The organism is Alloyangia pacifica (assembly GCF_900116195.1).
Lineage (GTDB): Bacteria > Pseudomonadota > Alphaproteobacteria > Rhodobacterales > Rhodobacteraceae > Salipiger > Salipiger pacificus.
On record NZ_FOZW01000009.1, the window covers coordinates 229,551 to 255,109 of the forward strand.

Here is a 25,559-nt window from a genome sequence, read left to right on the forward strand (position 1 = left end):
CACGTTCGATCCGGGCTCCGGTGCTGACGCTGAAGCCGGCTTTGGCAGCCGCAATCTTTTGCGTGTGATGCTGTCGAAGGGTCATGTAATCCTCGTGTTGTCGGTCGGTGATGAAACGGCCGGGCATCCGATCCTCTTCTTGGTCGTCGAAGATCGGACCACCCTGACCGCCGTCACCGCCAACCGCACGGGGTAAACCCGCGCGAGATTTTGGGGGAAGCTACATCCGGGCTACGCCCGGCTTCCGCTTCCCCCAAAATCACCACCTGCAATGTCGCGCTGTTTCACCAGCGGTGTCGCTGCACACGGTTCTTCGGATGGCGATATTTCGGGATCGAGGCCGGGCGTTTGGGCGCGGCACGGAACTCGGCAAGGTCCGAGAGAGAGTAGCCAAGCTCTTTGGCGATTGCGTCGACCTTTTTGAAAGCGGCGGCCTTTTGGCGCGCTTCGTAACTGGCGATAGCCTTCGCAACCTGCTTTTGGAGTTTCTTCAGGTCTTCAAGAGAAAGGACATCAAGGTCGAATTTGGACATTTATCGCTCCAGATTTTCCTGAGTGTGTATTGCAGCAAGATGCGCCTGACAATTGACATGGAGAACATGAGCGGGGTTTCCGCGGCATTTGCAATGAGATCTTGGATTTAATCTGGGTTGGATTTAGCGGCACGGCGTACCCGGTGTTCCCTGCCACGCCTGGTCGCAGCGTTCAGACCTTATAGTCGCCACCGCCTGAGTTCATGGCCTTCCAAGGTGGCAACCGGTCGCTCGGTTTAAACTACTCGCCAACGCAAGCGCGAATCCGGGCAGTCATCCACGTGTAGGATCGAGGTGGAGAAATCGCGCTGAACTGTCTCGCCGCACTCAGCTGATGGCGCAAGGAGCCGTGCGTCGTTCACGATGAGTGCGACATACCAAAAGGTGAAAAAGTCCATTGCCGGACAGGTTCGGCGGGGTGTGTTGGCTGGGAATTGAGAGGGGCGGGAGCGCTGCGACCCCAAGGGAGGAGGAGAGAGCCCGGCAAATTCCGCCAGCACGTCGCCGTGCCATACTCTTCAGATAGGAATTGCTGCGGTGCAGCGCAAGCTTCCCCGACGCAAATCTGTCCTGCGCAAGATGCCTAGAACGCTCGACGCCCAGTTTGCCGGCACGACCAGAGCTTCGGCTGAGCGTTTGAAAGCTTGGGTTTCGGCCCCACTCAGGCGCAGACCATCAGCGGGACCGCGCGACCTGGGTGGCGGGTATGCTGCACACGCATGGTGCTTCTTGTTGAGAAGTTTTTATTTCGCCCATAGATAGGGCGCAGGGTTCGGATTTGAGCTGAAAAGCTCATCTTTCCCTACCTCCCTGTTGGACTTCGGCCGAGCTTGTCTCGGCCATTTTTTTGCCTGCAGGCTTTTTCCTGCGGCGATCTCAGCCGTGCCGCAGCGCCTGCCGCGCCAGCGCCGCGATCAGGTCTGTGCGCGTGACGATGCCGACGATGCGTCCGCGCTCGAGCACCGGGATGGCCTCGACGTCTCCATCCGCCATCATCGGCAGCAGCGCGGCGACCGGCGAGGCGCGCGTGGCGCGCGGGCCGGCGACCTTCATGATGTCCGAGGCACTCACCGGGATCTCGCGCCCCAGATCGACGAGCCGCCGGAAGGCGGGCAGGAAGCCGCGTTCGAGCCGCTCTGCGTCCTCGCGGGCGCGGGTGATCAGGTGGATCTGGAAGATCACCCCGAGAAACCTCTGCCCCGGCCCGACCACCGGCAGCGAGGCGAAGCGATGCCGCCGGAACAGCTCGGCGACCTCGGCAAGGCCGGTGTCGCCCCCGACGGTGACCAGATCGCGAGACATGATGTCTTCGGCCGTGAGCGGGCCCGCATGGTGGCTCGCGGCTTGCAGTTCGGCGGCGCCGATGAGCCGGGCCAGATCCTCGACCCCGAGGTTGAACGACTGCCGGTAACGCTCCAGCAGCCCGGAAAGCTCTGTCTCCGAAAGCCCGAGACGCTCAGAGGGGCTGCGGTCCCCGGTGCCGTGCTGGCCGGGGGCATCGAACTGCCGGAACGGGTAGTGCCGCCCGGTCAGCCGGGCGTAGAGCGCGGCGAGCACGACCAGTGCGGCGGTGCCCGCGGCGATCGGGGTCAGGGCGAACCAGAAGCCGAGATGGTCGATCGCCTCGGGGCTCATGGCGGCGGTCATCGCCACCGCCCCCGCTGGCGGATGCACCGCGCGGCACAGGATCGTCGCGGTGATCGCCAGCCCCACGGCGAGCGCGATGCGCAGCGCCGGATCGGCGACCAGCAGGCAGGTCGCAACGCCCACCAGCGCCGCGACGGTATTGCCGACGATGGCGGACCAGGGCTGGGCAAGGGGGCTGTTGGGCACCGCGAAGAGCAGCACCGAGGTGGCGCCGAAGGGCGCGACGAGATAGAGCCCGAGGCTCAGGTCGATCTGCGGCGAGAGCAGGACCAGCCCGGTGACGCCGAGGCCGAGCAGCGCGCCGAAACCGGCCCGGAGCGCCTCGCCGAGGGAGACTCGCGCCACGGCTGGCCCGAGAGAACGGAGAATGTGCATGTTGGACTGCCTTCTGTGCCTGCCGCGCAAAAATTCAGCATTTTGCGAAAAGTTCAACCGTAGGCCTGCGCGAAGAAGACGATGGTGGTGACCAGCCCGACGGTGACGATGAAGGTCCGCGGCAGCGACAGGTCCTGCATCTTGCGGGCCATATGCGCCCCGACGTAGCCGCCCGTGGCGCAGCCAAGGCCGGTGACGAGCAGCGCGTTCCAGTCGATCAGCCCGGCAAGGCTGTAGGTGACGACCGAGACAGCGGACAGCACCAGCGAGGCCAGCGTCTTCAGCCCGTTCATCCGGTGCAGGTCGCTCATGCCGATGAGTCCGAAGGCGGCCAGCAGCAGGATCCCGAGCCCGCCGTTGAAATAGCCGCCGTAGATCGAGACGAGCAGCAGCAGCGTCAGCGTCAGCGAGACGGCATCGGGCAGGTGGCGCCCCGAGGCGAGCAGCCCGCGCAGCAGCGCGGGACCGGCGGCAAAAGCCAGCGTGGCCATCAGCAGCAGCCAGGGAATGACGCCGGAAAACAGGTCCTCGGGGGTGACCAGCAGCAGCAGCGCGCCAAGGATCCCGCCAAGCATGGCGGTGACGACGAGCGCGGTCAGGCTTGGCCCTTCGCCTGCCTGGATGTCGCGGCGATAGGCCCAGCTGCTTCCGGCATAGCCGGGCAGGGCGGCGAAAGTGGCGGTGGCATTGGCCATGATCGGCGGCACGCCGACCCAGACCAGCGCGGGAAAGGTCAGGAATGTGCCTCCGCCCGCGATGGCGTTGAGCGCCCCCGCGCCGAAACCGGCAAGAGCAAGGATGGTCGTGGTCAGCATCTGGGTCCTCCTCGAGAGCGGCGCGGTGTTGCATGGCATGGCATTGGTCTGCAAATTGGTCTGGTTACCGGTCCGGAGCGGGAGGCACGGCATGGCATCGAAACGGGGGCAGGTGGTCCTGTCGGAACTCCGCGGGCTGGTGGCGGAACTGGCCTCTGAGGTCGGCGCGCGGCTGCCCGCGGAGCGCACACTTGCCCGCCAGCTCGGCTGCAGCCGCGAGACGCTGCGCGGCGCGTTGCAGGTGCTCGAGCGCGAGGGCGAGCTCTGGCGGCACGTCGGGCAGGGCACCTTCTGCGGTCCGCGGCCGCTCGGCCATCCGATCCGCGAGCAGATCCTCGTGCAGGGCGCCGCGCCGATGCAGCTCATGCAGGCGCGCATGACCATCGAGCCCTCGGTGGCCGCCGAGGCGGCGCGGCTCGCCACCGCGGAGCAGGCGGCCTATCTGGCAGACCTGGCGCAGCGTGGCCGCAGGGCACGCACGCGGCCTGAGAGCGAGCAGCTCGACGCGACCTTTCACCGGGGTATCGCCGAGGTGACGGGCAATCCGATCCTCCTGGGACTGCTTGATTTTCTTGCGGGGGTGCGGCGTCACGCGGCCTGGCAGCGAGAGTGGGAGCTGACCTACCGCAGGCTTGGCGTCACCGAGTTCACCGAGCGCCATAGCGTTCAGCACGAGGCCATTGCGGCGGCGATCTCGAGGCGAGAGCCGGGCCGCGCGGCGGCGGCTATGCGGCGGCATCTCGAGACCATCTCGGAGGCAATGCGCGCGGCCGGGCTGCCGGCGGCGCCGGACCAGTCGCGGCGCGCATGATCGGCAAGGGGGAGCCGGTCCGCGATCGGCGTGCGGAAACGAGCGGACACGAGTTCGCCAGCGCCCCTTGAGCCGGATCGCCCGGTGCCGCAGGCTGGCCGGGATTGCCACGAGAGGAGGCCACCCTGATGGTCGATTGCGTCCGGACTATCGTGCTGCTTGCCGCATTTGCCGCCATCGCCGCCTGTGCCAAGGGCCCGCAGATACAACCGCTGACCAAGGGGTTCGTCGAAGGCAGCTTTTCCGCGAGCGATGCGGCCGTGCGGGCATGCAGGGCCAAGCTGGCGGCGGAAACCTCGGGCAGGCTGAAGGTCGTCGGATCGCAAGCCTCGGGCGCAAGAAGCTCGGTCTACATGCGGATCGGTCCGAGCGGTGCCCCTTGGCGCTGCCAGGTGGGCTCGGATGGCAGCAACCCGACCGTCGGCTTCATGGGCTATGGTGGGATGGGGTGACGGCAGAGGACGACGGGGGCGTGCTTCCTAAAACCTCGGCGAAGTGATCGGCGCGCGCGTTTCGGCGGCAAACGGTGCTCCGATTTTCGTCAAGCGATCTCTGTGCTGGTGGCGCGGTCATCAACGAGCTCGCGCCCCTATGCGAACAGCTCTGCTGCTACGCCTCAACGTTTTCCACTCAGGGGCTGTCCCACGGCTCGAGGCGCAATTGACCGATGTCGAGGGCGATGCGCCGACAAAGGATGTGCCGCTGCACAGCGCGCTTTATGAGGTCCGTGGCTCCGCAGGGAGTGTCGTGCATTTTCGGGGTGTCATTGCATCGTTTCAATACGCGATGCGGATCTGCATGACTTTCTGTCGCCACTGACGCCCTATCCGGTCATGAAGCTCGGGGGGATACAGTTCTGCACTATCTCTTGCCCGGCGATCTGGCGATCCACAACACGACCCAAGGGCTGTCGGACAAGCGATGGGCTGGGATGCTGGCCAACCATGGGGCGGTTGCGGCCGGCGAGAATCTCGAAGCCGCAGTTTGCGCCATCGAAGATCTCGAGGCGAGGCCAGACGGGAAATTATGACGCGTGGCCTGTCGCCGCGCATGCTGAGCGAGAAAGAGGTTGCCGCGATCCTCTCGCGGTATGATGCGCAGGGGCAGGGCTAGTGCCTAAAGCGTGCTCGAGGTGACCGGTACCTGCGGGCGGCGGTGCGCCAGCTGCTCGCGATGGATCAGATATAGCCCGGAGCCCACGATCAGCGCGATCCCCGCCCAGACCATAGGCGCGGGGAAGTCACCGAACACCAGCCAGCCCAGGACGGTTGCCGAGGCGAGCTCAAGATATCCCAAGGGGGCGATCAGCGCCGAGGGTGCGAGCCGCAGCGCGTAGGTTAGAAAGATGTGCGATAGGGTCGCCGCGAGGCCCATGCCGCCGAGATGGACCCACGCCACGCCCTGTGGCCAAGTGGCCCCGCCGCCGAGGCTCTCTGGCAAAAGCCACAGGAAGGGCAGCCCAAGGATCACCGCAGCGATGGCGGTCGTGGCCTGCTGCGCCACTGGGGCCAGACTGCGAAGCTGCCGGGTGACCAACATGTAGCCAGCGAAGGCCACCGCCGTAATCAGCGGCAGGATGGCCGCGGCAGATACTGCCAGAGGGCACGCGCGGTCTTGCGGTGGAGCGGTTCGAGATCAAGGTGCATCTCTCGCCTCCAAACATCCGTGACGGGGAGATGAGACGGATGGCAGAGTCGAAGACCATCGCTTGGGCTCATGTACATCGCCGGACAAGGCTGTCCCAGCGGTTCGGACCGGATTGTGTCGGGCATCGTCGTACCATCGCGAGGTGTCCTCGACTTTGACATATAGTGGGCGGAAGCATCGGGCCGCTCGGTATCAGCGTTGGGTTTGATGACCGGCGTTTTGTCAGGGTACTGGGGACGGACTGCTGTGCAGCGGTCTCACTTTTCTTGCCCTAAGGGTGTGCCTATGCAACGATACTTTGAGCACCGACCCAATCACGCCAAAGCTCGGCAAATTCCACGGCATCAGCTTTCAGTCTAAAGCAGACCTCGCCCTGGATGGCACGCTGCGCTGACAGGAGCTTCACGCTGTAGCCTTTATCAGTACGTGATACCGAGATGTGCATTCTCGCCTCCCCAAGCCTACCGAGACAGATTAGCGGGTGCACATGAAAATCTCGAGACAACTCTGGCACCGCGCATGGCCCCTCGCAGTGCTTTGGCGTATTGCGGTGAAACAATTGGCAGTTTGCGCAACAAAAGGGCTGACCTAGGGTCAGCTGGAGTCGAATGATTCACCCATTGGGACTACGCGCTGTGGTGCTCAGCTCAGTGGACCCATGGAATTTGCCCCGCGCGGCGACGGCTAAACCTGACGCGCATACGTAGGTGCCAACGAAATGGGGGGCGTTGTCGTGTCCGGCGGCGTGGTCGGACCAGGTGGGATCTCTATCGGCCTACGAAACGCGCAGGGCTGCTGCCGGTGATGCGCCGAAACATGGCGATGAAGGCCGAGGCCGTGCCGTAGCCGAGATCGAGCGCCACGCTCTCGACGCTGGCCCCGTCCTGCAACAACGAGATGCCCCGAACCACGCGCACGCGCTGGCGCCATTCACTGAGCGACATGCCAAGTTCTTGCGTACAGCGTCGGACCAGCGTCCGCTCACTCATCCCAAAAGCCCGGGCGAGTTGCGCATTGCTGCGTGGATCGGCAGGCGCATCGCGAAGTGCCTCGAGCACGGGGGCCAGCAACACATCACTGGTTTCCGGCACGAAACTGTCGGCAATCGAGCAATTTTCGAGCTCGTCGACCATGACGCGCAACAGGCGGGACTGCGTCTCGGTTTCAGTGAACCGGGTTTCCGAGAGGCTATTGAGGATGGCGCGCAGCAATGGGGTAACAAGAAGCGAGCATGTGCGATCCGGCAGCGCGTCGCAGAACTCTTCGCTGATGTACGTCGAGAAATGCACCGCGGCGCGCCGGTTGAAGCCCACGTGCTCTACGTGGGGCGGGATCCAAAAGCCCATGTGTGGGGGCGCGAGCAGGTGCTGCCCCGCGAGCCGCAACTCGGTAACGCCACTGAAGGAATATACGAACTCTCCCCACGGATGCTGCATCACCGGGTATGTGGCGTTGTCAGGCATGCTCTCGAGCCGGAAGTAGATCGGCGCGGGCAGCTTATCGCGAAAAGGCGGATGGCGCAGGTGCGGCGCGCTCTGGGCTGGGGTCATGGCTGGCGGTCCGCGACGATTGTTTGGCGTACTTGCACTATATATAGGTGATCGGCCAGTCTAAATAGGGCTCATGAATTGCCTGCCAAGGTGCGCCCATGAAACGACCCATTGATACCAACGCCATCGCTGTGATGATCCTGCTGTGCCTGATCTGGGGGCTGCAGCAGAGCGCTATGAAGATCGTCGCGGACTCGGTCGATCCAATGCTGCAGATTGGCCTTCGCTCGGCCTGTGCCGCGTTGATTGTCCTGGCGCTGAGCCGGGTGTTTATGCGCGACCGCTGGCACCGCGGGCTGTTTTTCGGGCCCGGCCTGCTTGCGGGGGCGCTCTTTGCGCTCGAGTTCCTGCTGGTTGCCGAGGGGCTGCGCTGGACTACGGCTTCGCATATGGCGGTATTTCTCTATACCGCACCGATTTTCGCGGCGATTGGCCTGCATGTGGCGCAGCCCGACGAACGCATGGGGGCGGTGCGATGGGTCGGGGTGGCAATCACCTTTATCGGCGTCGCTGCGATCTTCGTGCTGCCCGAGCTGCGCGGGCCGGGCGCCGCGCTGACCCCCGGGATGCTCCTCGGTGACGTGCTCGGACTGGCTGCGGGCCTCTGCTGGGGGATGACGACCGTGGTGATCCGCACCACCCGCGTCTCCGAGGCGCCGCCGGCGCAGACGCTCTTCTACCAGTTGGCTATCGCGGGGGCAGCGGCGCTTGGCTTCTGCACACTGACCGGGCGGCTGTCGCTCGAACCGACGCCTGCTGTCATGGTCAGCCTCTCATTCCAGACGATAGTCGTCTGCAGCCTCAGCTTCCTCGTCTGGTTCCGCATGCTGCAGATTTACCGTTCGTCGCGGCTCGGGGTACTCAGCTTTATGACCCCGGTCTTCGGCGTGGTCAGCGGAGCCGTCCTGCTGGGGGACGCTCTGACATCGGAGTTTCTTCTGGGGGGCGCGTTAGTGCTTGTCGGCATGATCGTCGTACAGGCGCAGGAGTGGATCATCAGCCGCCGGGCGCTGCGCGCCGACCGGGTGCCAATGTGTGAGCGTGCCTGACCGGCAGGAAGATGAGCTGAACCCAGCAGGTGGTCCGGGTGAAATGCTGATGCCGGCTGACCTTCGATCTACTGGACTGAAAACCTTAGGCGCAGGTACTCGATATCCGAGCGCACTATGCGGCCGTTCCTTGTTGTAGCGCTCACGCTCGTGCATCGCCGGCAGGTAGCATTGCGATGTCTCGTGCCTATTCAGGCGCCGCTACGCGTTGTATCCGGATTCTTCATGCCGAAACAGAGGCAAGCGTTTTCGGTTGCGCAGTGCCGCAGTGTGAGAGCGATCGCGAAGCCTTAGGTGCAGATTCTCGGCAATGCGGCGTCGGTCGACCTCAGAGCGGACGAAGTCGTCAGTCGTGCCGTTGCGTCTTCTCTCCCGCAGGTCACAGTCCGTCGAGGCGGAATACAGAGGCGGGAGCAGTGGGGCGAGAAGAGATCATTGAGTCCTATCAGGGGTATATCGCGTGCTTGAACAGGCAGGGTTGGCAGGTTCTTCATCTCTTTGTCGCCGACCAGGTGCAATACAATGGGGTCTCGATCGGTCTCGACGGCTACGCAAACATGCTCGTTGCGGACTTCCGCGCGATACCCGATCTCCATTTCAACATCGCAGGTCTTGTCTGCGACCCGCCCATGATCGCCTGCCGCTTGGCATTCGACTGCACCCCGGTAGGCTACCTCTTCGGCATGGCAGTGAACGGCAAAAGGGTTTGCTTTGACGAGAACGTGTTCTACGAGTTCCAGGATCGAAAGATACAGAACGTCTGGTCCGTCATCGACAAGACAAGAATTGCCGCGCAAATCTGACACATTGCAGGCCGGCATGGGCTCGAAGTTCTCCCCTGGCACACGGTACGCCAACGACCGTAGCGGGTCGCAGTCCTGAGCGTGGCATCGTGAGTCTGAGGATTCAGGGCTCCTCCAAAGAAAGCTCTGCCGTTTCGTCCCTTCCGCAACAAAACGAAAGAAGTAGGCATGGCACCAGAAGTTCTGCAGATACCACAAGGTAATGAGATGTTCGAAGGCTATCGGGCGGCGTTCGAAAAATACGGTTTCTCTCCCGCCGTCAAATCGAGAGGGTTCCTGTTCATCTCCGGGCAGGTCGGTGCTCGTCCGGATGGAAGTGCTCCAGAAGACGTCGCCGGCCAATCCGAATGGGCCCTGAAACGCATCAAGGAACTCCTGCGGATCGCCGGGCTGGATCTGAGCGATCTTGTCGACGTCACCAGTTATCACGTGGACATCGAAGAGACGCTTTCTGACTTCATGGAAGTCAAACAGCGCTTCATCAAGAGCCCGTTCCCTGCCTGGTCAATCGGCGCCTGGCTTGGTGGAGCCACCATAGCAGCCGGACTTGGCCTTGCGTCGCCGAACTGGGCAGGAGCTCTTCTGTCGCTGAGTTCCTTGGGGCTGGCGATCATCGCGTGGGCCACGAACGAGCGTGGCTACGGAGTAGCTGTCGTCGAATAGCCTAATGAGACCGAAACGAAGAAGTCTCGCCGCCCGCCCCGGGCCTCCAGGCGCGGGCGGTGCATACGAATGTCATGAAGGCGTGCCCAGTTGCGTGCGGTAATCAACTCCTGGCGTAGACGAGGGTTCGTCTGCCAGATGCCGAATATCCTATGCGCTCCGCCGCGCGGTCAACTCAATGGCGCTTATGCGAAGCCGGGGCAGGCGAACGCGATCACCAAGAGCGTTCATCCACGGTCCTGAAGCGCGCCAGCGCGACGTCTCGGCGGCGAAACTGTGTGTCGGCGCCTGCCCCGGGCAGAATGGGCGGGGGGAGGAAAAGGGCCAAGCCGAATGCCGGTCGGTCTCCACGGTGCCCCGACCTTCCGCGCTCAGAGCTGCTGGATGGCAGGGAGCGGAACCCCTCTGGTCAGCGATAGCCTGACATCGACGTTCAAGAGTAAGCCAGTCCCCTACAGGCCTTGCGGGTTCTCTGTGCGTCACAGGCATCGCGAACGCTGACGCAAGGCGACAGGACGCAGGCATTATGTGGCCTCGGCGGCCATCTTCTTCGTTTTCCTTGACATCGGTTGGGTGTGGCATGCGTCCTGCCCTCATAAGAGGGGGACCCATGACCGAGGAACCGCTGGCTGACGTCCTCTTGCGCATGGCGCAGGGGGAGAGGGCCGCGCTGCGCAACCTCTATTCCGAAGCCGGCCCGAAACTTTTCGGGGTCTGTCTTCGTATGCTCAAGGACAGGGCCGAAGCGGAAGACGCGTTGCAGGAGATTATGGTCAAGCTTTGGAGCAAGGCGCATCAGTTCGATCCCATGCGCGGCCAGCCGATGTCCTGGGTTGTGACCGTTGCGCGCAACCATTGCCTCGATCGCCTGCGATCGCGCACGGCCGCGCTGCGCCGTGAGGCCGCCGGTTCGAATGATGCGGCCATGCTGGAGGTTGCCGACGCCGGGCCGGGGCCGGAAACCCTTGTCGAGATGAAGGACGAGGCGCGGCGCATCGCCGATTGTCTTGCGACGCTCGACACGGACCGTGCCACCGCTATCCGGAGCGCCTATCTTGACGGGCGCAGCTACGACGACATCGCGAGCGCCTTCGGGATCCCGCTGAACACCCTGCGCAGCTGGCTGCATCGTGGCCTGCGCAAGCTCAAGGAGTGCATGGACGCATGACGGAAGACGAGACCTCCGATCTCGCGGCGGACTACGTGCTGGGGCTTGCCTCGGCCGAGGAACGCGCGCGGGCGGAGGACCGGATCACCCGCGATCCGGCCTTCGCGCGGGAGGTCGAGATGTGGCAGGCGCGCTTCTCCGAGCTGAACGTCGAGTTCGCAGCAGTCGTGCCACCTTCCGCCGTGCTGGACCGAGCCGAGCACAGGCTTTTCGGGGCATCCGGGCCGCTGCGAGGCGGCGTGCTTGGCTGGCTGCGTCGGGCAATGCAGAGTCGGGGCGCAACCGGGGGCACCGTGCGGAGGCCCGGACCTGCGATCCTTCTCGGGCTGGCCGTGGTGACCGCTATGGCGCTCGTGGCGATTTGGGGCACGCCTCTGTACCGGCCCGGCGCCCCGCTGGCAGAGCTGAGCGCGCCTGACCTGCAGATCGCCGTCCGCGGCGATAGCCAACGGCTGGTCTTTCGACGCCTGTCCGATGCGCCCGATCCCGAAGGGCGATCCTACCAACTGTGGCTCATCCGCGACGGGCAGGTCGCATCCCTCGGGCTCCTCGCCCCGCGCACGACCGAGGTGAGCGCTGAGGTGCGCGCAGGCGATGTGCTGGCGGTCAGCCTGGAACCGGCGGGCGGATCGCCCGGTGCGGGCCCGAGCGGACCGGTGCTGGCAACCGCGCAGATTCCGAGCCTTTAGCGCAGCGGCACTTTTTTCTGCGCCTTGGCGCAACGCGGCCAATCGCGGCTTCGTATCCTCTGCAGCCCCGGACAAAACCGGCGCATTCTGGAGGAAACATCATGACCAACATCAAATGCACGTCCGCCCTCGCTCTCGGCCTTGTCGCGACCCTTGGCTTTTCGGCCCCGGCCTTTGCCGCAAGCCCGATGGTCGGCGGCGCGCCGATGTACGAGACCAAGAATATCGTCGAGAACGCGGTGAACTCTGCCGATCACACGACCCTCGTCGCCGCGGTTCAGGCGGCCGGCCTGGTCGAGACCCTTCAGGGCCCCGGCCCGTTCACGGTTTTCGCGCCGACAAACGCCGCCTTCGAAATGCTTCCGACCGGAACGGTCGAGACACTGTTGAAGCCGGAAAACAAGGCAATGCTGACCAAGGTTCTGACGGCGCATGTGGTCGCCGGCGACTGGACCGCCGACAAGGTCGTACAGAAGGCACGGGCGAGCTCGGACGGTCTGGCGAACTTCACGACTGTTTCGGGCGATGCGTTGTCCGCGCGGATGAAGGGCGGGATGCTCTACGTCTACGATGAAAGCGGCACGATCGCCCGCGTGACGATCGCCGATGTCGACCAGTCGAATGGCGTGATCCACGTAGTGGACCATGTACTGGTGCCCAAGTAAGCAAGCGCCGGAGATTTGCGTCCGCGACGTCAAGCCTGTGGCGGGCGCAAGTTGCCGATCGGGTCAGAGGTCGAGTTCTGATCCCTTAGCGAGCAGAAGTGGGCGCGAGGCGCCCCTTCATCGTGGCCGAAAGGTTGTCACCTGCAGGCGCAGTATTCACGAGTCGCTGCCCGCCCCCGAGAGCGACGCGTATCCTGCCTCCACAAATGCACTCGGGAAGAGACCGGGAGAAGATCATGACTGGGGTCAGGGCAGCCGCCCGCTGTGGGCTGGACTCGGCGGGCGCACCCGACCCGGTTGCTGGTTGCCGCTAGTCAGCGTGGCTGGCTCCGGCGCTTGGCCTACAAGAGCTTTCCGACAGGCCAATAAATTTCTTTCTCCAGGTGCATCCAAACGGACCCGAGCCCGAGTCCTAGGAGTATCGAGCCCGCGGACTGGCCGCGCTCGAGACCTGAGGAGATTGAACGATGCACAAGACCTTTTCCGCCCTGACCCTGCTGCTCACCACCTCCGCCGCCACCGGTGCGCTGGCCGACGATCATGGCGCGATGACCGCGATCGGGCTCAGCGGAGACAAGATGCTGCACGTGATCGACACAAGCTCCGCCATGGTGACCGAGTCCATGGAAGTCACCGGTGTCGACCGGCTGCTGGGCATCGACCTGCGCCCCTCGAACGGGCAGCTGATCGGCGTCACCGACACCTTTGAGGTCGTCGAGATCGATCCCGAGACCGGGGCGGCAACCGTGATCTCGACCATGGACAAGGAGCTGCCGATCGAGGCGGGCGCGCCGGTGATCGTCGACTTCAACCCGATGGCCGACAAGCTGCGCTTCATGTCGGGCACCACCAACCACCGCGTCGACATCGAAAGCGGTGCCGTGACAGTCGACGGCTCGCTGGCCTTCGAGGAGGCCGACATGCACGCGGGCGAGGCCCCGGCCATCGTTGCGGCGGCCTATATCAACAGTTTCGGCAAGCCCGAGAGCACAGCGATGTACGACATCGACAGCACCATCGTCGCGCTGATCCGGCAGACCTCGCCCAACGACGGCACGCTGGCCGCGGTCGGCAAGCTGGGCATCGAGGGCGCGGAGCACTACGCCTTCGATATCGCCACCGATGCCGAGGGCACCAACACCGCATGGCTCGTGGCTGCGGGTCAGTTGCACACCGTCTCGCTCGACGATGGCTCCGTGCAGGAAAGCTGGGATATCGAAGGCGCCGACGACGCGATGCTGCGCGACATCACCTTCATGACCGCGGAGATGTGAGGCCTCGCCCTACGTCCATGCCGGGCGCAGGCTGCATGCCTGCGCCCGGCTCGAACGGGTCACGCAAATCGGCCACGTCTCAGCGCGCATCCGGCCCTGCCATCTCGTGTAAATTGACAGGCCTGCAAGCGGTCTCTAGCCGTAGTCCCATTGCCGCAGCGCAAGAGGGCGGCACAGGGAGAGCAAAAAGTCACGTGACGGATCATGCAGCCTTGATCAGGGCCTGCGCCGGGGGCGACAAATCCGCCCTGCGCGGCATCATGACGGCGGAGGGCGGGCGCATGCTCGGTGTCGCGCGTCGCATGCTGGGCCGGGTTGACCTTGCCGAGGATGCGGTACAGGAGGCCCTCGTGCTGGTCTGGCGCCGGGCGCATCAGTTCGACGAGAGCCGGGGCAGCGCCAAGGGCTGGCTCTACACCATCCTGCGCAACCGTTGCCTGACCATGCTGCGCAGCGAGGACCGCGAAGTGCCGACCGAACCGCAGGCAATCGACCGCGCCTCCGAGGGCGCCCTGGTCGACGCGGCCTTCGACCGGCTGCCCAGCTCGGCAGACCTGCGCGGGTGCCTAGAAGGGCTTGATGAGGCGACACGGCGTGCGATCCTGTCCTCCTACGTGCTCGGGCACAGCCACGGCGAGATCGCCGGGCGGCTGGCAACGCCGCTGGGCACGGTGAAGGCACGTATCCGGCGCGGCCTGCTCAAGCTGAGGGAGTGCCTGTCATGACCGACCGTTCTCTTGATCTGCTGATCGACGAGGTTGTCCTCGGGCTCGCCTCGGAGGCTGATACCGCGCGTCTGGAGGAGCTCGCCGCGCGCGACCCCGAGGTGGCGGCGCGGCTTGCAAGCGCGCGTGACCGCTTCGCCCCGCTCGACGAGACAGCCGACGACCTGCCGCTGCCGGAAGATTTCTGGGAGCGCCTCGCGCCGCGGCTGGATGTATCGGACGAGACATCGCCTCCGCCGGAGCCTGAAACGGATGGCGCCGAGGTGATCGACCTTGCCCCGCTGCGCGCGCGCCTGACCCTCTGGCGCAGCGCCGCCGTGACCGGGATCGCCGCCAGCCTGCTGCTGGGCTGCCTGCTGGGCTGGTCGCTGCTCACGCCATCTGACCCCCTGGTCGTGGCGGTGCTGCTGGATGACCGCGGCGAAGCCATCGCGCTTGTCGAAAGCGCGCCGGACAACACCACCCGCGTGACCCTGCTCGAGCGGCCCGACGTGCCCGCGGGCCAGGTGATGCAGGTCTGGACCAAACCCGAAGACGACGGACCTCCCGTCTCGCTGGGCCTGCTCTCCACCGGCCTGTCACGCGTATTGAGCATAGAGGGCCTGCCCGAGCCCCATCCCACGCAGCTCTATGAGATCACTTTCGAGCCCGCTGGCGGCTCGCCGACCAACCTGCCGACCGGACCCATCCTCGGCAAGGGGCTGGCCAAGGAGCCGGTGACCTAAGACAGGCGCAGTGTCTCGCGATCCGTTGGGGTTGGGAGGCACCGCAAGGTGATCGCCGCAGGACCTCGTAGTCGTCGCGCTCGAAGAGAACACCTGCGTGCTACCATCGCCGAACAGCGTCATCTCAGCAGCACGCGCTAAAAGCCCTCGCCGAATTGGGCGTCGTTTGGTAAGCGCAGCAATCGGACATCGCACCGCTGGGTTCATTTCTCGGAAGCTGCCGTTCAGGCTGAGCGCAGCGATCGGCCGCACCGAGCCCCTTTACGACATTCGGCAAGCACCGTGCTTCGCCATGCCGGCTTCCAGCCCCGCTTCCATATATGCAAAGCGGACCTTTCGGCGGCTCGTTTCAGGATCGGTCGCTGCCTATTCCGGAGTCCAACCATCCGGTGCTGGGAATGGAACTGGAGGCTCCTCGACAAGGCTCTCTTGGAAAGCCAACACCTGCTCAGTCACGGCCGGAAACACCCAGGTTAGGTTCTGTGCGCCGGTATCGTTGGAACCACCAGCGATGCCGTATTCTTCCTTCGGGTCGCGAAGAAGGTTGTGGACACGCGGGAAATTGTGCTGGACCGGCGTCGAGAACATACTGTCCTGCTGCCAGTAATGGACCTTGAAATTGCGCCACTTGTACGACTGCATGCGATCACCGTTGTAGGCGGGAAAGCCTTCGCGGGCCGAACTGTCCGCATCACCGGTCAGGAAGGCCATCTGGTCCACGCCGTCGATCATCCGGTCCGAGGGCACCTCGTAGCCGGCGACGGTCGCAAGCGTTGGAAGGATGTCCACCGCATGGACGATGCCATTGCTCTGCCTGCCCTCGGGGATGTGCCCGGGCCAGCGGATCATAAACGGGACGCGCAGCGAGCCCTCGAGCGTGGTGAAGTAGTTCCCGCGCCAGTAGCCGGCGGTGCCGAAATGGTTTGGGGCCTCCTCGGGGCCGTTGTCACTGGTCCAGATGACGATGGTGTTGTCGTGCAGCCCAAGCTCGTCGATCTTGTCGAGGACCTGCCCGGCGCGATGATCCATCTCGGCGAGCATGTCGGCCCACTCTCCGTTGCCGGTGCTCCCCCGGAACTCGGGGTTCGGGAGCGCAGGCAGATGCGCCTGCGTGTAGGGCAGATAGATGAAGAACGGCTCCCCGGCGGCGGCGGCCTCGTCCATGAAGGCCATCGCCCGGTCGGTAAGCTCCGCATCCATGAGCGGTCGGGTCTCAAGAGTGTAGTCTTTCACCGGTGTCGGGGTCTCACCGCGGCGCGCCTCGACGATGCTTGGGGCTTCGACCACGTCGGGATCGAAACCGTATTGGCTGGTGTATTGCGACTCGTCCGTGGTGTTGGGGATGCCGTACCACAGATCGAAGCCCTGGTCGGTCGGGTAGCGGCCGGGCTGATCTCCGAGGTGCCACTTCCCGAACATGCCGGTTCGGTAGCCCGCGTCAGAGAACAGCTCCGCAATCGTGACCTCCCAGCCGATGAGCCCGTAGGGCAGCCCCCAGACGACCTTAGTTGTGCCCGAGCGGATGGGGTGCCGCGCCGTCATCAAGGCTGATCGGGAGGGCGTACATTGCGGCTCGACATTGTAGTTGAGCAGCTTCATTCCCTCGGCGGCGAAGGCATCAAGCCGCGGTGTCGGCGCGCCGCGCAGGATGCCACCGCCATAGGCACCGATCTCGCCCCAACCGAGGTTGTCGGTGAGCATGAGGACTACATTCGGCTTTGCGGTTGCCTGGGTCTGCGCGAATGCAGAGCCTGCGATGCAGACCCCGGCAACGGCCAGCAGCGTGGCGCCTACGATTATTCCCCGGGCCATACCTTGCTCCAATCCTGTGCCATGTCGACGATCAGCCAGCCGCGGCTTTCGCCCTCATCGAGGCCGCGGGCGAGTTGACCGACATGGCTGTCCCGGTCATAGGCAAACTCCCGATCCGCGTCGGTGTGATGGACCAGCATCCCGAACCGCGAACCGTCGCCCGCCGTGGTGTATTCGAGCATCTGGAAGTCGCCGTCCGAGTTGCCCGCCGCGAAGATCGGGCGCTGCCCGATGTGGCGCATGATCCCGACCGGCTTACCTTCCTTGTCATCGAGGAACGTGATGCCGCCATTCTTCGTCAGGGTCGGCACGCCGCCGTCGGCCGCGTAGGTGGTGTCGCCCTCGGTGCCGACGACTTGCCAGGGCGGGATGCCATAGGTGTCCTCGGCAAAGGCGCGGATGAAGTCGATGCCGCCGCCCGACACGATGTAGGTGGTGAACCCCTCATCGCGCAGGTAGCTCAGCAGCTCGAGCATGGGTTGGTAGATCATCTCGCCGAATGGCATCTCCGTCGACGGGTGTACGGCGCTTTCCAGCCACGCGCCTGCGCTGGATTGGAAGTCTTCGACGGTGATCCCCGAATGGGAGACGTTGATCACCTCGAGAAGCCCCTCCATGCCGCCCGCAAGGATGCCTTCGAGGTCGCCCTCTGCGCCCGCTTTCAGGGCATCCGAGGTGAGGATAGAGGGGTCGCTCGCGGCCTTCTCCTTCAGCACGTCGATGGCGTAGAGAAGTTGGAAGTAGACCGGCTGTTCAGCCCAGAGGCAGCCGTCGTTGTCGAAAGTGGCAATGCGGGCGGCCTGTGGAACGAAATCTTCGGAGGACGGGTCGGTGACCGTCTCCACAAACTCGATGATCGCGGCCTTCGCCTCGGTCTCATTCCACGAGGGAAGAGGGTCGGCGAGCACTGGTGTTGTACCGAAAACTGCCATGGACAACGATAGCGTTCCGGAGCCAAAGTTTGAGAATCTCATAGAGCAATCCTTTCGAGACAGGCTGAGTGCCTAAACTCCGACCCTTAGTGTGGGCCGATATTTCATGGGCCACTGCTGGCTCCGCCGCACACGTTGAGCCGTAGCTGATCCTGGATCACGCCGCCCCGATTGGATTCGGGGCGACGCGGAGCACGAACGTCCGAGCACGTGACTCGTGCTTGGCTCAGCGAGACGCTGCTTGGCCGTCCGAGAGCGTTTCGAGCACCTTGTCGAGGCTGAACGAGGCGGCCTCCTGCCGCGGCGGATACTCCTCGAACGTCTCGAGGAACCGCGCAACATACTGCTGTGCTGGCACCAGAAGGAACGCGTGGTCGAGCCACCAGTCATAGTAGGTGTTCGATGTCCGATAGGACCGTTCATAAGGGTCGCGGCGCAGGTTGAAGATCAGCGGAGTGCGGAGTTGCGTCAGGGGTTCCATCCAGGCGCGCAGCGTCGCCCAGGCTTTCTGCTCGAGGAAGGTGATCTTCCACTCATCGTATCGCAGGGACATCAGATCGCCATCGTCCGAGAAGTAGAAAATCTCTTTCCGCGGGCTCTCCTCTGTCTCTCCGGTCAGGAGCGGGAGGATGTTGTAACCATCGAGATGGACCCGGTAGTCACGACCGAGCGATTGGTTGGTGACACCTTCGAGAAGATCTTCCTTGACCGTCTCGTTGCCCGCCGCCGCAAGGAAGGTAGGCAGCCAGTCCATGTGGTGGACGATCTCGGTCGTCTCCGAGCCGGGCTCGATATGGCCGGGCCAGCGAACCATTGCCGGGACCCGCCAGGCGCCTTCCCAGTTGGTGTTCTTCTCGCCCCAGAAGGGCGTCATCGCAGCATCTGGCCAGGTGTTCATGTGCGGGCCGTTGTCGGTGGAATAGAAGACGATGGTGTTGTCCTCGATCCCCAGTTCCTCGAGCTTGTCGAGGAACTGCCCTATGTGCAGGTCGTGCTGGATCATCCCGGCTTCATAATCGTTCAGATTGCGTCCCGCGATCTCTTCAGCCTGGGCTTCGAAATCGTCGCTGACATGCGTGCGAAAGTGCATGCGGGTGCCGGACCACCAGACGAACCACGGCACGCCCTGTTCCTCCTGCCGCTCGATAAAATCGAGCGCGGCTGCAACGGTCTCGTCGTCGACGGTCTCCATGCGCTGCTTTGTGAGAGGACCGGTATCCTCGATCTCACCGTCTGCGGAAGAGCGGATCACGCCGCGCGGACCATAGGCCTCGCGGAAGGTGCGGCCATCCTCGAGAACGAGCTCGCCGGGGTAATCGTCGTTCTCCGGCTCTTCCTCGGCGTTGAGGTGGTAGAGGTTGCCGAAGAACTCGTCGAAGCCATGATTGGTCGGCAGGTGCTCGTCACGGTCGCCGAGGTGGTTCTTCCCGAATTGGCCGGTGGCGTAGCCTTCGTCCTTCAGAAGCCCCGCGATAGTCGGATCCTCGACCTGCATGCCTTCCTCGGCACCGGGAAGGCCGACCTTCGAAAGGCCGGTGCGGAACACCGACTGCCCCATTATGAAAGAAGAGCGACCGGCGGTACAGGATTGCTCGCCATAGTAGTCCGTGAAGATCATCCCGTCATCTGCAATGCTGTCGATGTTGGGGGTTCGGTAACCCATCATGCCGCGGGTGTAGGCCGAGATGTTGGACTGGCCGATGTCATCTCCCCAGATGACCAGGATGTTCGGCTTTTCGGCGGATGCGGCGGCTTCCGCAGGTTCTGTCGGCTGGGTTTCCTGTGCCGCGAGCGGTGCGCCCCACCCGCCGAGTGAAACCGCGCCGATCAGCAATGAACGTACTCGAAAATCTGGTGACATGACTGTCTCCCTGTCAGAGTAATTCTCTCGGTGCAGCCCGGGGGCCAAAACAAACTCACCGACGGCACCACACAGGTCTTGCACCGCAAAGCGATCTTATTGCCCCTGCGTCATGCGAACAGTTGGACCAAGTACCTACCTCACGCGGCCGAGAGGGGCGTCAGGCCTCGAGCAGAGCCGCAAGATCGGCGCGCGAGATCGGCTTCCTGATGTAGCAGGCAGCGCCCGCCGCGACGCAGGCCTCGCGCGCCGCGGCGATGTCGCGGCCGGTCATCACGATGATGCGCAGCTCGGGTGCCCATATGCAGAGGGCCGCAATCAATTCGGCCCCGCTGATCCCGGGCAGGTGCAGATCAAGCAGCAGTGTCGCGGGCAGCCGAGGCACCTTGGTCGCCAATAGCGCCTCGCCGCTCTCGAAGGCGCACACCCGATACCCCAATGATCTGATCGCACGCGAAAGTGCGCGGCTGACTCCCGCGTCATCCTCGACGATCAGCACAGTTCTGGGATGCGGCTCCATGGGGCGAGTCTACGGGATGCATCCCCGCCGGCATAGTTGGCCTTCGGACCTACATCAGGGGGCGTCGATGCGTTTGGTGACGCTGGCGCGGACAAGCTCGGCGATGCTGCGCATGCCCATCTTCTTCATCACCCGGGCGCGGTGAACCTTCACGGTTTTCTCGGAAAGACCAAGCTCATGCGCGATCTGCTTGTTCAGGTTGCCGGCGACGACCGCCTGCAGCACCTCTGACTCGCGCGCGGTGAGGCTTTGCAGCCGCTCTTCGTAGCGCACCGCCTCGCGCATCTCGACCTGCGCCTCGACGACCTGAGCCTCGGCTGCGGCAATGGCGGCCAGAAGCTTGGCCGGCTGCACCGGCTTGGTGAGAAAGTCGAAGGCGCCCTCCTTCATCGCCTTCACACCCATTCCGATGTCTCCACGCCCGGTGAGGAACACCACCGGAAAGCCTGGACGGAGGGCGGTTATCCTCTGCTGCAGGACAAAGCCATTCAGCTGCGGCAGGCACATGTCGAGAATGGCGCAGCCGGGCACCGCGGGGTCGAAGTCGTCAAGGAACCCCTCGGCACTGGGATGCGCGCGGGCATCGAACCCGGCGCTGGCCACCAGCCGCCGCAATGCCCGGCGGACATGGTCATCGTCATCGACGATATGAACTCGGAAGGCCGGCTGCCGCTCGGCGCTCATGGTGCCGGAAGCGCCAGCTCGACGCGGGCGCCCTGTGCGGTGCTGCTGGCAAAGCGCAGCGTTCCGCCATGCGCCTCGGCGATGCTCTTGCTGATCGAAAGCCCCAGTCCCATGCCCTGCGATTTCGAGGTCGCAAAGGGTTTGAAGGGGTTGTCGCGCAGTGCGCCGGGCAGACCTGGCCCGCAGTCGGACACCGACAGCATGCGCTGCCCGGCCGCGTCGAGCCCGGTCCCGATCGTCATCTTTCGCATGTCCTGTTCGGCCATCGCATCCGCCGCGTTGATCACGAGGTTGAGCAGCACCTGCTGCAACTGTAGTACATCCGCTTTCACAGGCAGCGCCGCGCGGGAAAGCTGCATGTCCACCTTGACTCCGCGCGAGAGCATTTCACTCTTTACGAGCCGCATGGTCGATTGGATCACTTCGTTGAGATCCGTCAGCTCGAACCCGCCGCTGCCATTGCCCATGAGCCGCCGCAGGTTGACGATGACATCCGCCGCACGCCGGTCGTCTTCGGCGATGTCGCGTAGCACCTCGCGCACCTCTGCAAGATCCGGCGGCTGCTGCGCCAGCAGCGCCGAGCCGGCCTCGGCATTGGCGAGGATTGAGGTCAGTGGCTGGTTCAGCTCATGCGCGATCGCCCCGGAAAGCTCGCCAAGCTGGGCGATGCGCGACAGTTTTGCCATCTCCATGCGCCGCTGGGCGAGTTCCGCGGCAGAGCGGCGGCGCCTGCGGTCCATTACGATCAGCGCCGCGATGGTACTGGCCTGAATGATGATGATCGCGACGGTTGCGAGGATCTCGATCCTGTAGCGCTCCCAGACCCCTGGGCTGTAGTAGAGCAGATGGCTGCCGGGCGGGCGTTTGTCGGGATCGAGGCCGTATCGCCTGAGCTGGCGCCAATCGAGAACCGCGGAAACTGGGACCGTCACGCGTCGCTCCGTTCTGTCCGGGTCATCGAGGACCTTCAGCGCCTGTTCCGCGATCGCGGCACCTGTCGCCTCGAAACTCGAATAGCTGCCGCCAACCACTCCCCGGCCCATGTTCGAGCTGTACACGCCGTAGGTCGGCGCCCCTGAGACCTCGGCAATCGCAGACAGGGCATCGACCGGCACGAAACGCCGCCCGTCGGCATCTTCGAAGATGCTCAGGATCAGGAGAATAGTCGATGGGTCGAAGGTCGCCGCCCGGTCCCTGAACCCCTGCAGCGAAAGCCCAGAGACCATCTCGATCTTGATGTCCGCGACATCCGAAAGGGTGTCTGCAGCCATCGCCCTCCATCTTTCGTCGAAATCCGCCGAGCCCGTGAAGACCACCAGACGCGCCGCGTCGGGCTGCAGCGCCCTTGCCAGATCGAGGGTCCCAAGCAGGTCAAACGTCGACACTACACCGTAGAGGGCATCGACCCCAGAGAACTGATCTCGAGTGCTTGACTGCACGGCGCCGTAGATCACCGGCACGCCGGGCGCGATCCGCTCTCTCAACCCCACGGCGATCGGAAGCGCTTCGGGCCCGACCGTGGCGATCACGTCGATGGTCTGATCTTCGTATTTCGCGACGAGCGCCTCGACGAAACGCCGTTCGGCCTCCGCTCCGGGGAACCGCTGACTGTCGCGATATTCGCCATATATCTCGTATCGCGATTGCCGCGCCGCGGCCTCGAAGACCGAGGCGATGCCGGTCTCCACCGCCACGTTCGCGGCGAGCGTGCTGGAGCCGGAATAGAGTGCCAGAATCCTGAGTTGCCGATCTTCAGCGGCGTCCTGTGTCAGTCCAGGACCCGGCCAGAGCACACTGATCGTTGAAAACAGGGTCAGCCACAGGAAGACCTTCGACTTGCGCGCTGCAAATGCATCGCCGGTTTCCCGCGACTTTTTCGTGATCAACAGACTGGCCCCGACTGCGTGCCAAAGGAAATGTACGAATGTGAACGACTACAGAGAATTGCGCGTGGCATTCACGCGCCCGCGCGGGAACCAGAATCGTCGTTTCAGGTCATCCGTCAAGCCGTCGACTGGTGACAGTCGCAAGGGCGGCATCCCAAGAGAGTTACACTCCATGGCGGCACGCTTTGCTTCTTGATCCAATTTCCGCTTTGGAAGGGCTCAGTCGATGATCCGTTACCGCATGGCCCATTGTAGGTGTACCGCGAACGGCAGGAATGTCCGCACCACTGCCGCCCCATGCTCTTGGGGTGAAGGTCCGCTTCGCCGCATAGACATCTCGGGGCTATTCAAAGGTCGCGTTTGGGCTCAAGTAACCAAACGACCCTGTCCAAAAAACCTGGGTGGGTCGGCTCAGCGCAGGCAAGGGACGGCGAGATCGCGGCGTGACACTGGTCGCATGCAAAGCGCGTATTGCGTTTGGTGGCCCGCCCGATGACTTGGACATCATTGACACGCGCCCCAGCTTCGAAAGGACTCGCGCCTGATGCCAATCTGCCCCATGCTCCACCGATGTTGGAAAAGCACACCGTTGCGATCAGCGCCATTAGGGTTCCGCTCAAGCGAAAAAAGACGCTCTGCGAGGACAAAGTTCACAAGCTCGCCGAGAGCATTTTGGAGGACGGGCAGACCACCCCAATTCAGCTCCGGCCTGACGGAGACGGCTATGTGCTGATCGAAGGTCTCCACCGACTAGAGGCGCTTCGGGTGCTGGGAGAGGAGTCCGTGCTGGCCTATTTCGTGCGCGCTCGGCTGCACTGAGCCGCACAACACTACAGGCCGCGCCAGGAGTCCCTGACAGTCAGGTCTTGGGGATTACCCGGGTGGCGAGGCGGTCGACGCGGTCAGACGTTGCTCATGACAGGGACGGCAGGCAGGCGCAATGAGCTGCCAATGACTTTGTGGTCACGTGTCTCGGCCCCTCTCCTTTTCTCCGAATGCAATGTTGTTCAGAAGGTCTCGCAGCCAGATGTGGCGTGCGTCGCTCCGGTTATGTGGGTGCCAAGCGACCTGCGTCGGGAAGGTGCCAAGGTTCAGTGGGACCGGCATGTCTCGGAGACCATAAGGTTCGGCGATCATCGCCGCTATGCGCGCAGGGACCGTGGCGATGCCTCCGACGCGGGCGACCGTCGGGGCCGCCGTCAGGAAGTGCGAGACGAGCACCGCGGTGTTGCGGCGCAGGCCTGTGTCGGCGGTCAGCTTGTGCAAGCCGGTGCGCCATTTTCCGGGCGGCGCCACCACCACATGCGGAAGCCGCTCGTATAGGTCGCGATCCAGGATCGCATCATCTGCCAGAGCCTCAGGAGCGACGATGCAGCGGAAGCCGTCATTGAAGATCTCCGACACAACTAAGTCCTCTGGTGGCGGGGAGAAACGGCCAATGGCGAGATCGAAGCTTTGCCCGGCAAGGGAGCGCGGATCCAGGTCCGGGCCGATCGGGGCGATCTCGAGCTCCGCCTTGGGGGCGTGACGCGCGAAGGCGGCGGCCAGAGGCGGGGCGAGCACGACCTCCGCGTAAGGACCCAGCAACAGCCGGAAGCGCCGCGTGCTTTGAGCGGGGTCGAAAGGCTCGGCGGCACGGAACGCCCGTTCGAGCCGGTCCAGCCCGGCCGCGACGTCCGGCGCGATCTGCAACGCTTTCTCGGTCGGCTCGACGCCATATCTGGCGCGCAGGAAAAGCTCATCCCCCAAGGCGCCGCGCAGCCGCGCAAGCGCCGTGCTGACAGTGCTTTGCGACTGGCCGAGGCGTCGCGCCGCAGCAGTGACATTGCGTTCTTCCATCACGGCGTGGAAGACGCGAAGAAGAGATATGTCTGGGGTCATGTGTCCAGCTTACCGATATCTGACATGCTGCGCATCAATTTCTCGATTTGCAAATTCGTCCCATATCACTGCGGAGACGTTCCTGCAGTGACCCTCGCGGGACGTTCCGAGACAACGCAAGGAGACCTGAAAAATGGCACGTATTCTGATCCTGTCCACTGCGGCCGATGTCCTTGGCGATACCGGCAACCCCACCGGCGTTTGGTACGAAGAGTTGGCGAGCCCGTATTACGCTTTCCTTGATGCGGGCCACGAGGTCACGCTGGTGACGCTTGGCGGCAAACCTGTTCCCATTGACCCGAATTCCGACGTGACTGGTGAGGAGGCCCCGGCCTCGGTCACCAGGTTCCGCGCAGATAAGGAAGCAACGGCGCTTCTGTCCAACCCCGGCCGCCTCGAGGACGAGGACGTCACCGCTTACGACGCGCTCTACATTCCGGGCGGCCACGGCGCGATGTTTGACCTAGCGGAAAGCCCGCTTGCAGCCAAGGTCATTGGCAAGGCCTGGGACAGCGGCAAGGTCGTCGCCTCGGTCTGTCATGGTCCGGCGGCCTTTGCCAAGGTCGTGGATGCGAATGGCGATCCCATCGTGAAGGGCCGCAAGGTCACGGCCTTCACGGACAGCGAGGAAGAGGCCGTGGGGCTGTTAGAGGCGGTGCCGTTTCTGCTGGAAACCAAGCTGCGTGAACTCGGGGCTGACTTCGAGAGCGTCGGCGACTGGCAGCCTCATGCCGTGGCCGATGGCCGGCTGGTGACCGGGCAGAACCCGGCTTCGTCGGAGGCGGCGGCGAAGAAGGTCCTCGAGCTTCTGTAACCTTATGTGGCGCTGCCCGGCGACGGGCGG

The 25,559-nt window shown here is 64.0% G+C and carries 28 protein-coding genes; 15 read left to right on the top strand and 13 right to left on the bottom strand.

Going from position 1 to position 25,559, the window contains the following annotated elements:
- On the top strand, positions 1–196 hold a 196-nt coding region (locus BM397_RS29535; protein ID WP_092567410.1), incomplete at its 5' end, for a hypothetical protein.
- Between the two features lie 88 nt (positions 197–284).
- Here BM397_RS29535 and BM397_RS19060 read toward each other — a convergent pair.
- From BM397_RS19060 to BM397_RS19070, 3 genes are all read right to left on the bottom strand, one after another.
- Positions 285–533, bottom strand: coding sequence for an H-NS histone family protein (locus BM397_RS19060; RefSeq protein ID WP_092431247.1), 249 nt, complete (start codon positions 531–533; stop codon positions 285–287).
- 876 nt (positions 534–1,409) lie between these two features.
- Positions 1,410–2,555 (bottom strand): HPP family protein, encoded by a 1,146-nt coding sequence (locus BM397_RS19065; RefSeq protein ID WP_092431249.1) that lies wholly within the window; start codon positions 2,553–2,555, stop codon positions 1,410–1,412.
- Between the two features lie 53 nt (positions 2,556–2,608).
- Entirely contained in the window at positions 2,609–3,370 is a 762-nt protein-coding gene (locus BM397_RS19070) for a sulfite exporter TauE/SafE family protein (RefSeq protein ID WP_092567408.1), read from the bottom strand.
- A gap of 91 nt (positions 3,371–3,461) precedes the next feature.
- Between BM397_RS19070 and BM397_RS19075 the strand changes: the two genes are divergently transcribed.
- The 3 genes from BM397_RS19075 to BM397_RS29975 all read left to right on the top strand — a co-directional run bounded on the left by BM397_RS19075 (position 3,462) and on the right by BM397_RS29975 (position 5,211).
- Positions 3,462–4,181, top strand: coding sequence for a FadR/GntR family transcriptional regulator (locus tag BM397_RS19075; RefSeq protein WP_092431251.1), 720 nt, complete (start codon positions 3,462–3,464; stop codon positions 4,179–4,181).
- 128 nt (positions 4,182–4,309) lie between these two features.
- The gene (locus BM397_RS19080) at positions 4,310–4,633 is read left to right on the top strand and encodes a hypothetical protein (protein WP_092431252.1); all 324 of its coding nucleotides are present in this window, start codon (positions 4,310–4,312) and stop codon (positions 4,631–4,633) included.
- A 404-nt stretch (positions 4,634–5,037) separates the two neighbouring features.
- The gene (locus BM397_RS29975; protein WP_143015464.1) at positions 5,038–5,211 is read left to right on the top strand and encodes a class II aldolase/adducin family protein; all 174 of its coding nucleotides are present in this window, start codon (positions 5,038–5,040) and stop codon (positions 5,209–5,211) included.
- An 86-nt stretch (positions 5,212–5,297) separates the two neighbouring features.
- Here BM397_RS29975 and BM397_RS19085 read toward each other — a convergent pair whose 3' ends face one another.
- From BM397_RS19085 to BM397_RS19090, 3 genes are all read right to left on the bottom strand, one after another.
- A complete protein-coding gene (locus tag BM397_RS19085) occupies positions 5,298–5,780 on the bottom strand; it encodes an EamA family transporter (protein WP_342707659.1) in 483 nt (160 codons plus the stop codon).
- A 331-nt stretch (positions 5,781–6,111) separates the two neighbouring features.
- Complete coding sequence (locus tag BM397_RS29370; RefSeq protein WP_176806983.1) at positions 6,112–6,273, bottom strand: hypothetical protein; 162 nt, start codon at positions 6,271–6,273, stop codon at positions 6,112–6,114.
- Positions 6,274–6,595: 322 nt separating this feature from the next.
- Positions 6,596–7,378 carry an AraC family transcriptional regulator gene (locus tag BM397_RS19090; RefSeq protein WP_092431255.1) on the bottom strand — a complete coding sequence of 261 codons (783 nt, stop codon included), beginning with the start codon at positions 7,376–7,378 and terminating at the stop codon, positions 6,596–6,598.
- Between the two features lie 98 nt (positions 7,379–7,476).
- Here BM397_RS19090 and BM397_RS19095 point away from each other — a divergent pair, with 98 nt between their 5' ends.
- The 9 genes from BM397_RS19095 to BM397_RS19135 all read left to right on the top strand — a co-directional run bounded on the left by BM397_RS19095 (position 7,477) and on the right by BM397_RS19135 (position 15,139).
- The gene (locus BM397_RS19095; RefSeq protein ID WP_092431256.1) at positions 7,477–8,427 is read left to right on the top strand and encodes a DMT family transporter; all 951 of its coding nucleotides are present in this window, start codon (positions 7,477–7,479) and stop codon (positions 8,425–8,427) included.
- A 416-nt stretch (positions 8,428–8,843) separates the two neighbouring features.
- Entirely contained in the window at positions 8,844–9,230 is a 387-nt protein-coding gene (locus BM397_RS19100) for an ester cyclase (RefSeq protein WP_092431257.1), read from the top strand.
- Between the two features lie 168 nt (positions 9,231–9,398).
- On the top strand, positions 9,399–9,893 hold the full coding sequence (locus BM397_RS19105) for a Rid family hydrolase (RefSeq protein WP_218124947.1): 495 nt from the start codon (positions 9,399–9,401) through the stop codon (positions 9,891–9,893).
- A 610-nt stretch (positions 9,894–10,503) separates the two neighbouring features.
- Positions 10,504–11,061, top strand: coding sequence for a sigma-70 family RNA polymerase sigma factor (locus tag BM397_RS19110; protein WP_092431260.1), 558 nt, complete (start codon positions 10,504–10,506; stop codon positions 11,059–11,061).
- Positions 11,058–11,750, top strand: coding sequence for an anti-sigma factor (locus tag BM397_RS19115; RefSeq protein ID WP_092431261.1), 693 nt, complete (start codon positions 11,058–11,060; stop codon positions 11,748–11,750). The genes BM397_RS19110 and BM397_RS19115 overlap by 4 nt, the downstream gene beginning before the upstream one ends.
- Positions 11,751–11,851: 101 nt before the next feature.
- The gene (locus BM397_RS19120; RefSeq protein WP_092431262.1) at positions 11,852–12,415 is read left to right on the top strand and encodes a fasciclin domain-containing protein; all 564 of its coding nucleotides are present in this window, start codon (positions 11,852–11,854) and stop codon (positions 12,413–12,415) included.
- A 467-nt stretch (positions 12,416–12,882) separates the two neighbouring features.
- Positions 12,883–13,689: a DUF4394 domain-containing protein gene (locus BM397_RS19125; RefSeq protein ID WP_092567409.1), complete on the top strand. Its 807-nt coding sequence runs from the start codon at positions 12,883–12,885 to the stop codon at positions 13,687–13,689.
- Positions 13,690–13,949: 260 nt separating this feature from the next.
- Positions 13,950–14,414 carry a sigma-70 family RNA polymerase sigma factor gene (locus tag BM397_RS19130; protein ID WP_176806890.1) on the top strand — a complete coding sequence of 155 codons (465 nt, stop codon included), beginning with the start codon at positions 13,950–13,952 and terminating at the stop codon, positions 14,412–14,414.
- The gene (locus tag BM397_RS19135) at positions 14,411–15,139 is read left to right on the top strand and encodes an anti-sigma factor (protein ID WP_092431266.1); all 729 of its coding nucleotides are present in this window, start codon (positions 14,411–14,413) and stop codon (positions 15,137–15,139) included. The genes BM397_RS19130 and BM397_RS19135 overlap by 4 nt, the downstream gene beginning before the upstream one ends.
- Positions 15,140–15,505: 366 nt before the next feature.
- Here BM397_RS19135 and BM397_RS19140 read toward each other — a convergent pair whose 3' ends face one another.
- The 6 genes from BM397_RS19140 to BM397_RS19165 all read right to left on the bottom strand — a co-directional run bounded on the left by BM397_RS19140 (position 15,506) and on the right by BM397_RS19165 (position 22,834).
- Complete coding sequence (locus tag BM397_RS19140; protein ID WP_092431267.1) at positions 15,506–16,951, bottom strand: arylsulfatase; 1,446 nt, start codon at positions 16,949–16,951, stop codon at positions 15,506–15,508.
- Positions 16,936–17,883 carry an HAD family hydrolase gene (locus BM397_RS19145; RefSeq protein WP_218124948.1) on the bottom strand — a complete coding sequence of 316 codons (948 nt, stop codon included), beginning with the start codon at positions 17,881–17,883 and terminating at the stop codon, positions 16,936–16,938. Before BM397_RS19145 ends, BM397_RS19140 begins: the two co-directional genes overlap by 16 nt.
- Before the next feature lie 226 nt (positions 17,884–18,109).
- Complete coding sequence (locus BM397_RS19150; RefSeq protein WP_092431270.1) at positions 18,110–19,744, bottom strand: arylsulfatase; 1,635 nt, start codon at positions 19,742–19,744, stop codon at positions 18,110–18,112.
- A 160-nt stretch (positions 19,745–19,904) separates the two neighbouring features.
- Positions 19,905–20,243 (bottom strand): response regulator, encoded by a 339-nt coding sequence (locus BM397_RS19155; protein WP_176806985.1) that lies wholly within the window; start codon positions 20,241–20,243, stop codon positions 19,905–19,907.
- A 75-nt stretch (positions 20,244–20,318) separates the two neighbouring features.
- Complete coding sequence (locus BM397_RS19160; protein WP_092431273.1) at positions 20,319–20,948, bottom strand: response regulator transcription factor; 630 nt, start codon at positions 20,946–20,948, stop codon at positions 20,319–20,321.
- A complete protein-coding gene (locus tag BM397_RS19165) occupies positions 20,945–22,834 on the bottom strand; it encodes a sensor histidine kinase (RefSeq protein WP_092431275.1) in 1,890 nt (629 codons plus the stop codon). The genes BM397_RS19160 and BM397_RS19165 overlap by 4 nt, the downstream gene beginning before the upstream one ends.
- A 492-nt stretch (positions 22,835–23,326) precedes the next feature.
- Here BM397_RS19165 and BM397_RS19170 point away from each other — a divergent pair, with 492 nt between their 5' ends.
- On the top strand, positions 23,327–23,653 hold the full coding sequence (locus tag BM397_RS19170; RefSeq protein WP_224848450.1) for a ParB N-terminal domain-containing protein: 327 nt from the start codon (positions 23,327–23,329) through the stop codon (positions 23,651–23,653).
- 144 nt (positions 23,654–23,797) lie between these two features.
- On the opposite strand, the gene BM397_RS19175 is transcribed toward BM397_RS19170, so the two are convergent.
- A complete protein-coding gene (locus tag BM397_RS19175; protein WP_092431280.1) occupies positions 23,798–24,715 on the bottom strand; it encodes a LysR family transcriptional regulator in 918 nt (305 codons plus the stop codon).
- Positions 24,716–24,848: 133 nt separating this feature from the next.
- Between BM397_RS19175 and BM397_RS19180 the strand changes: the two genes are divergently transcribed.
- Positions 24,849–25,529 (top strand): type 1 glutamine amidotransferase domain-containing protein, encoded by a 681-nt coding sequence (locus tag BM397_RS19180; RefSeq protein WP_092431282.1) that lies wholly within the window; start codon positions 24,849–24,851, stop codon positions 25,527–25,529.
- Positions 25,530–25,559: the final 30 nt, after the last annotated feature.

Bases quoted from the DNA above. Each gene is read 5' to 3' on its own strand.
- BM397_RS19115 (WP_092431261.1), top strand. From the start codon at position 11,058: ATGACGGAAGACGAGACCTCCGATCTCGCGGCGGACTACGTGCTGGGG.
- BM397_RS19135 (WP_092431266.1), top strand. From the start codon at position 14,411: ATGACCGACCGTTCTCTTGATCTGCTGATCGACGAGGTTGTCCTCGGG.
- BM397_RS19175 (WP_092431280.1), bottom strand. From the start codon at position 24,715: ATGACCCCAGACATATCTCTTCTTCGCGTCTTCCACGCCGTGATGGAA.
- BM397_RS19140 (WP_092431267.1), bottom strand. From the start codon at position 16,951: ATGGCCCGGGGAATAATCGTAGGCGCCACGCTGCTGGCCGTTGCCGGG.
- BM397_RS19095 (WP_092431256.1), top strand. From the start codon at position 7,477: ATGAAACGACCCATTGATACCAACGCCATCGCTGTGATGATCCTGCTG.
- BM397_RS19105 (WP_218124947.1), top strand. From the start codon at position 9,399: ATGGCACCAGAAGTTCTGCAGATACCACAAGGTAATGAGATGTTCGAA.
- BM397_RS19170 (WP_224848450.1), top strand. From the start codon at position 23,327: ATGACTTGGACATCATTGACACGCGCCCCAGCTTCGAAAGGACTCGCG.
- BM397_RS19070 (WP_092567408.1), bottom strand. From the start codon at position 3,370: ATGCTGACCACGACCATCCTTGCTCTTGCCGGTTTCGGCGCGGGGGCG.
- BM397_RS19150 (WP_092431270.1), bottom strand. From the start codon at position 19,744: ATGTCACCAGATTTTCGAGTACGTTCATTGCTGATCGGCGCGGTTTCA.
- BM397_RS19180 (WP_092431282.1), top strand. From the start codon at position 24,849: ATGGCACGTATTCTGATCCTGTCCACTGCGGCCGATGTCCTTGGCGAT.
- BM397_RS19075 (WP_092431251.1), top strand. From the start codon at position 3,462: ATGGCATCGAAACGGGGGCAGGTGGTCCTGTCGGAACTCCGCGGGCTG.
- BM397_RS19160 (WP_092431273.1), bottom strand. From the start codon at position 20,948: ATGAGCGCCGAGCGGCAGCCGGCCTTCCGAGTTCATATCGTCGATGAC.
- BM397_RS19090 (WP_092431255.1), bottom strand. From the start codon at position 7,378: ATGACCCCAGCCCAGAGCGCGCCGCACCTGCGCCATCCGCCTTTTCGC.
- BM397_RS19130 (WP_176806890.1), top strand. From the start codon at position 13,950: ATGACGGCGGAGGGCGGGCGCATGCTCGGTGTCGCGCGTCGCATGCTG.
- BM397_RS19065 (WP_092431249.1), bottom strand. From the start codon at position 2,555: ATGCACATTCTCCGTTCTCTCGGGCCAGCCGTGGCGCGAGTCTCCCTC.
- BM397_RS29370 (WP_176806983.1), bottom strand. From the start codon at position 6,273: ATGCACATCTCGGTATCACGTACTGATAAAGGCTACAGCGTGAAGCTC.
- BM397_RS19080 (WP_092431252.1), top strand. From the start codon at position 4,310: ATGGTCGATTGCGTCCGGACTATCGTGCTGCTTGCCGCATTTGCCGCC.
- BM397_RS19125 (WP_092567409.1), top strand. From the start codon at position 12,883: ATGCACAAGACCTTTTCCGCCCTGACCCTGCTGCTCACCACCTCCGCC.
- BM397_RS19145 (WP_218124948.1), bottom strand. From the start codon at position 17,883: ATGGCAGTTTTCGGTACAACACCAGTGCTCGCCGACCCTCTTCCCTCG.
- BM397_RS19110 (WP_092431260.1), top strand. From the start codon at position 10,504: ATGACCGAGGAACCGCTGGCTGACGTCCTCTTGCGCATGGCGCAGGGG.
- BM397_RS19060 (WP_092431247.1), bottom strand. From the start codon at position 533: ATGTCCAAATTCGACCTTGATGTCCTTTCTCTTGAAGACCTGAAGAAA.
- BM397_RS19120 (WP_092431262.1), top strand. From the start codon at position 11,852: ATGACCAACATCAAATGCACGTCCGCCCTCGCTCTCGGCCTTGTCGCG.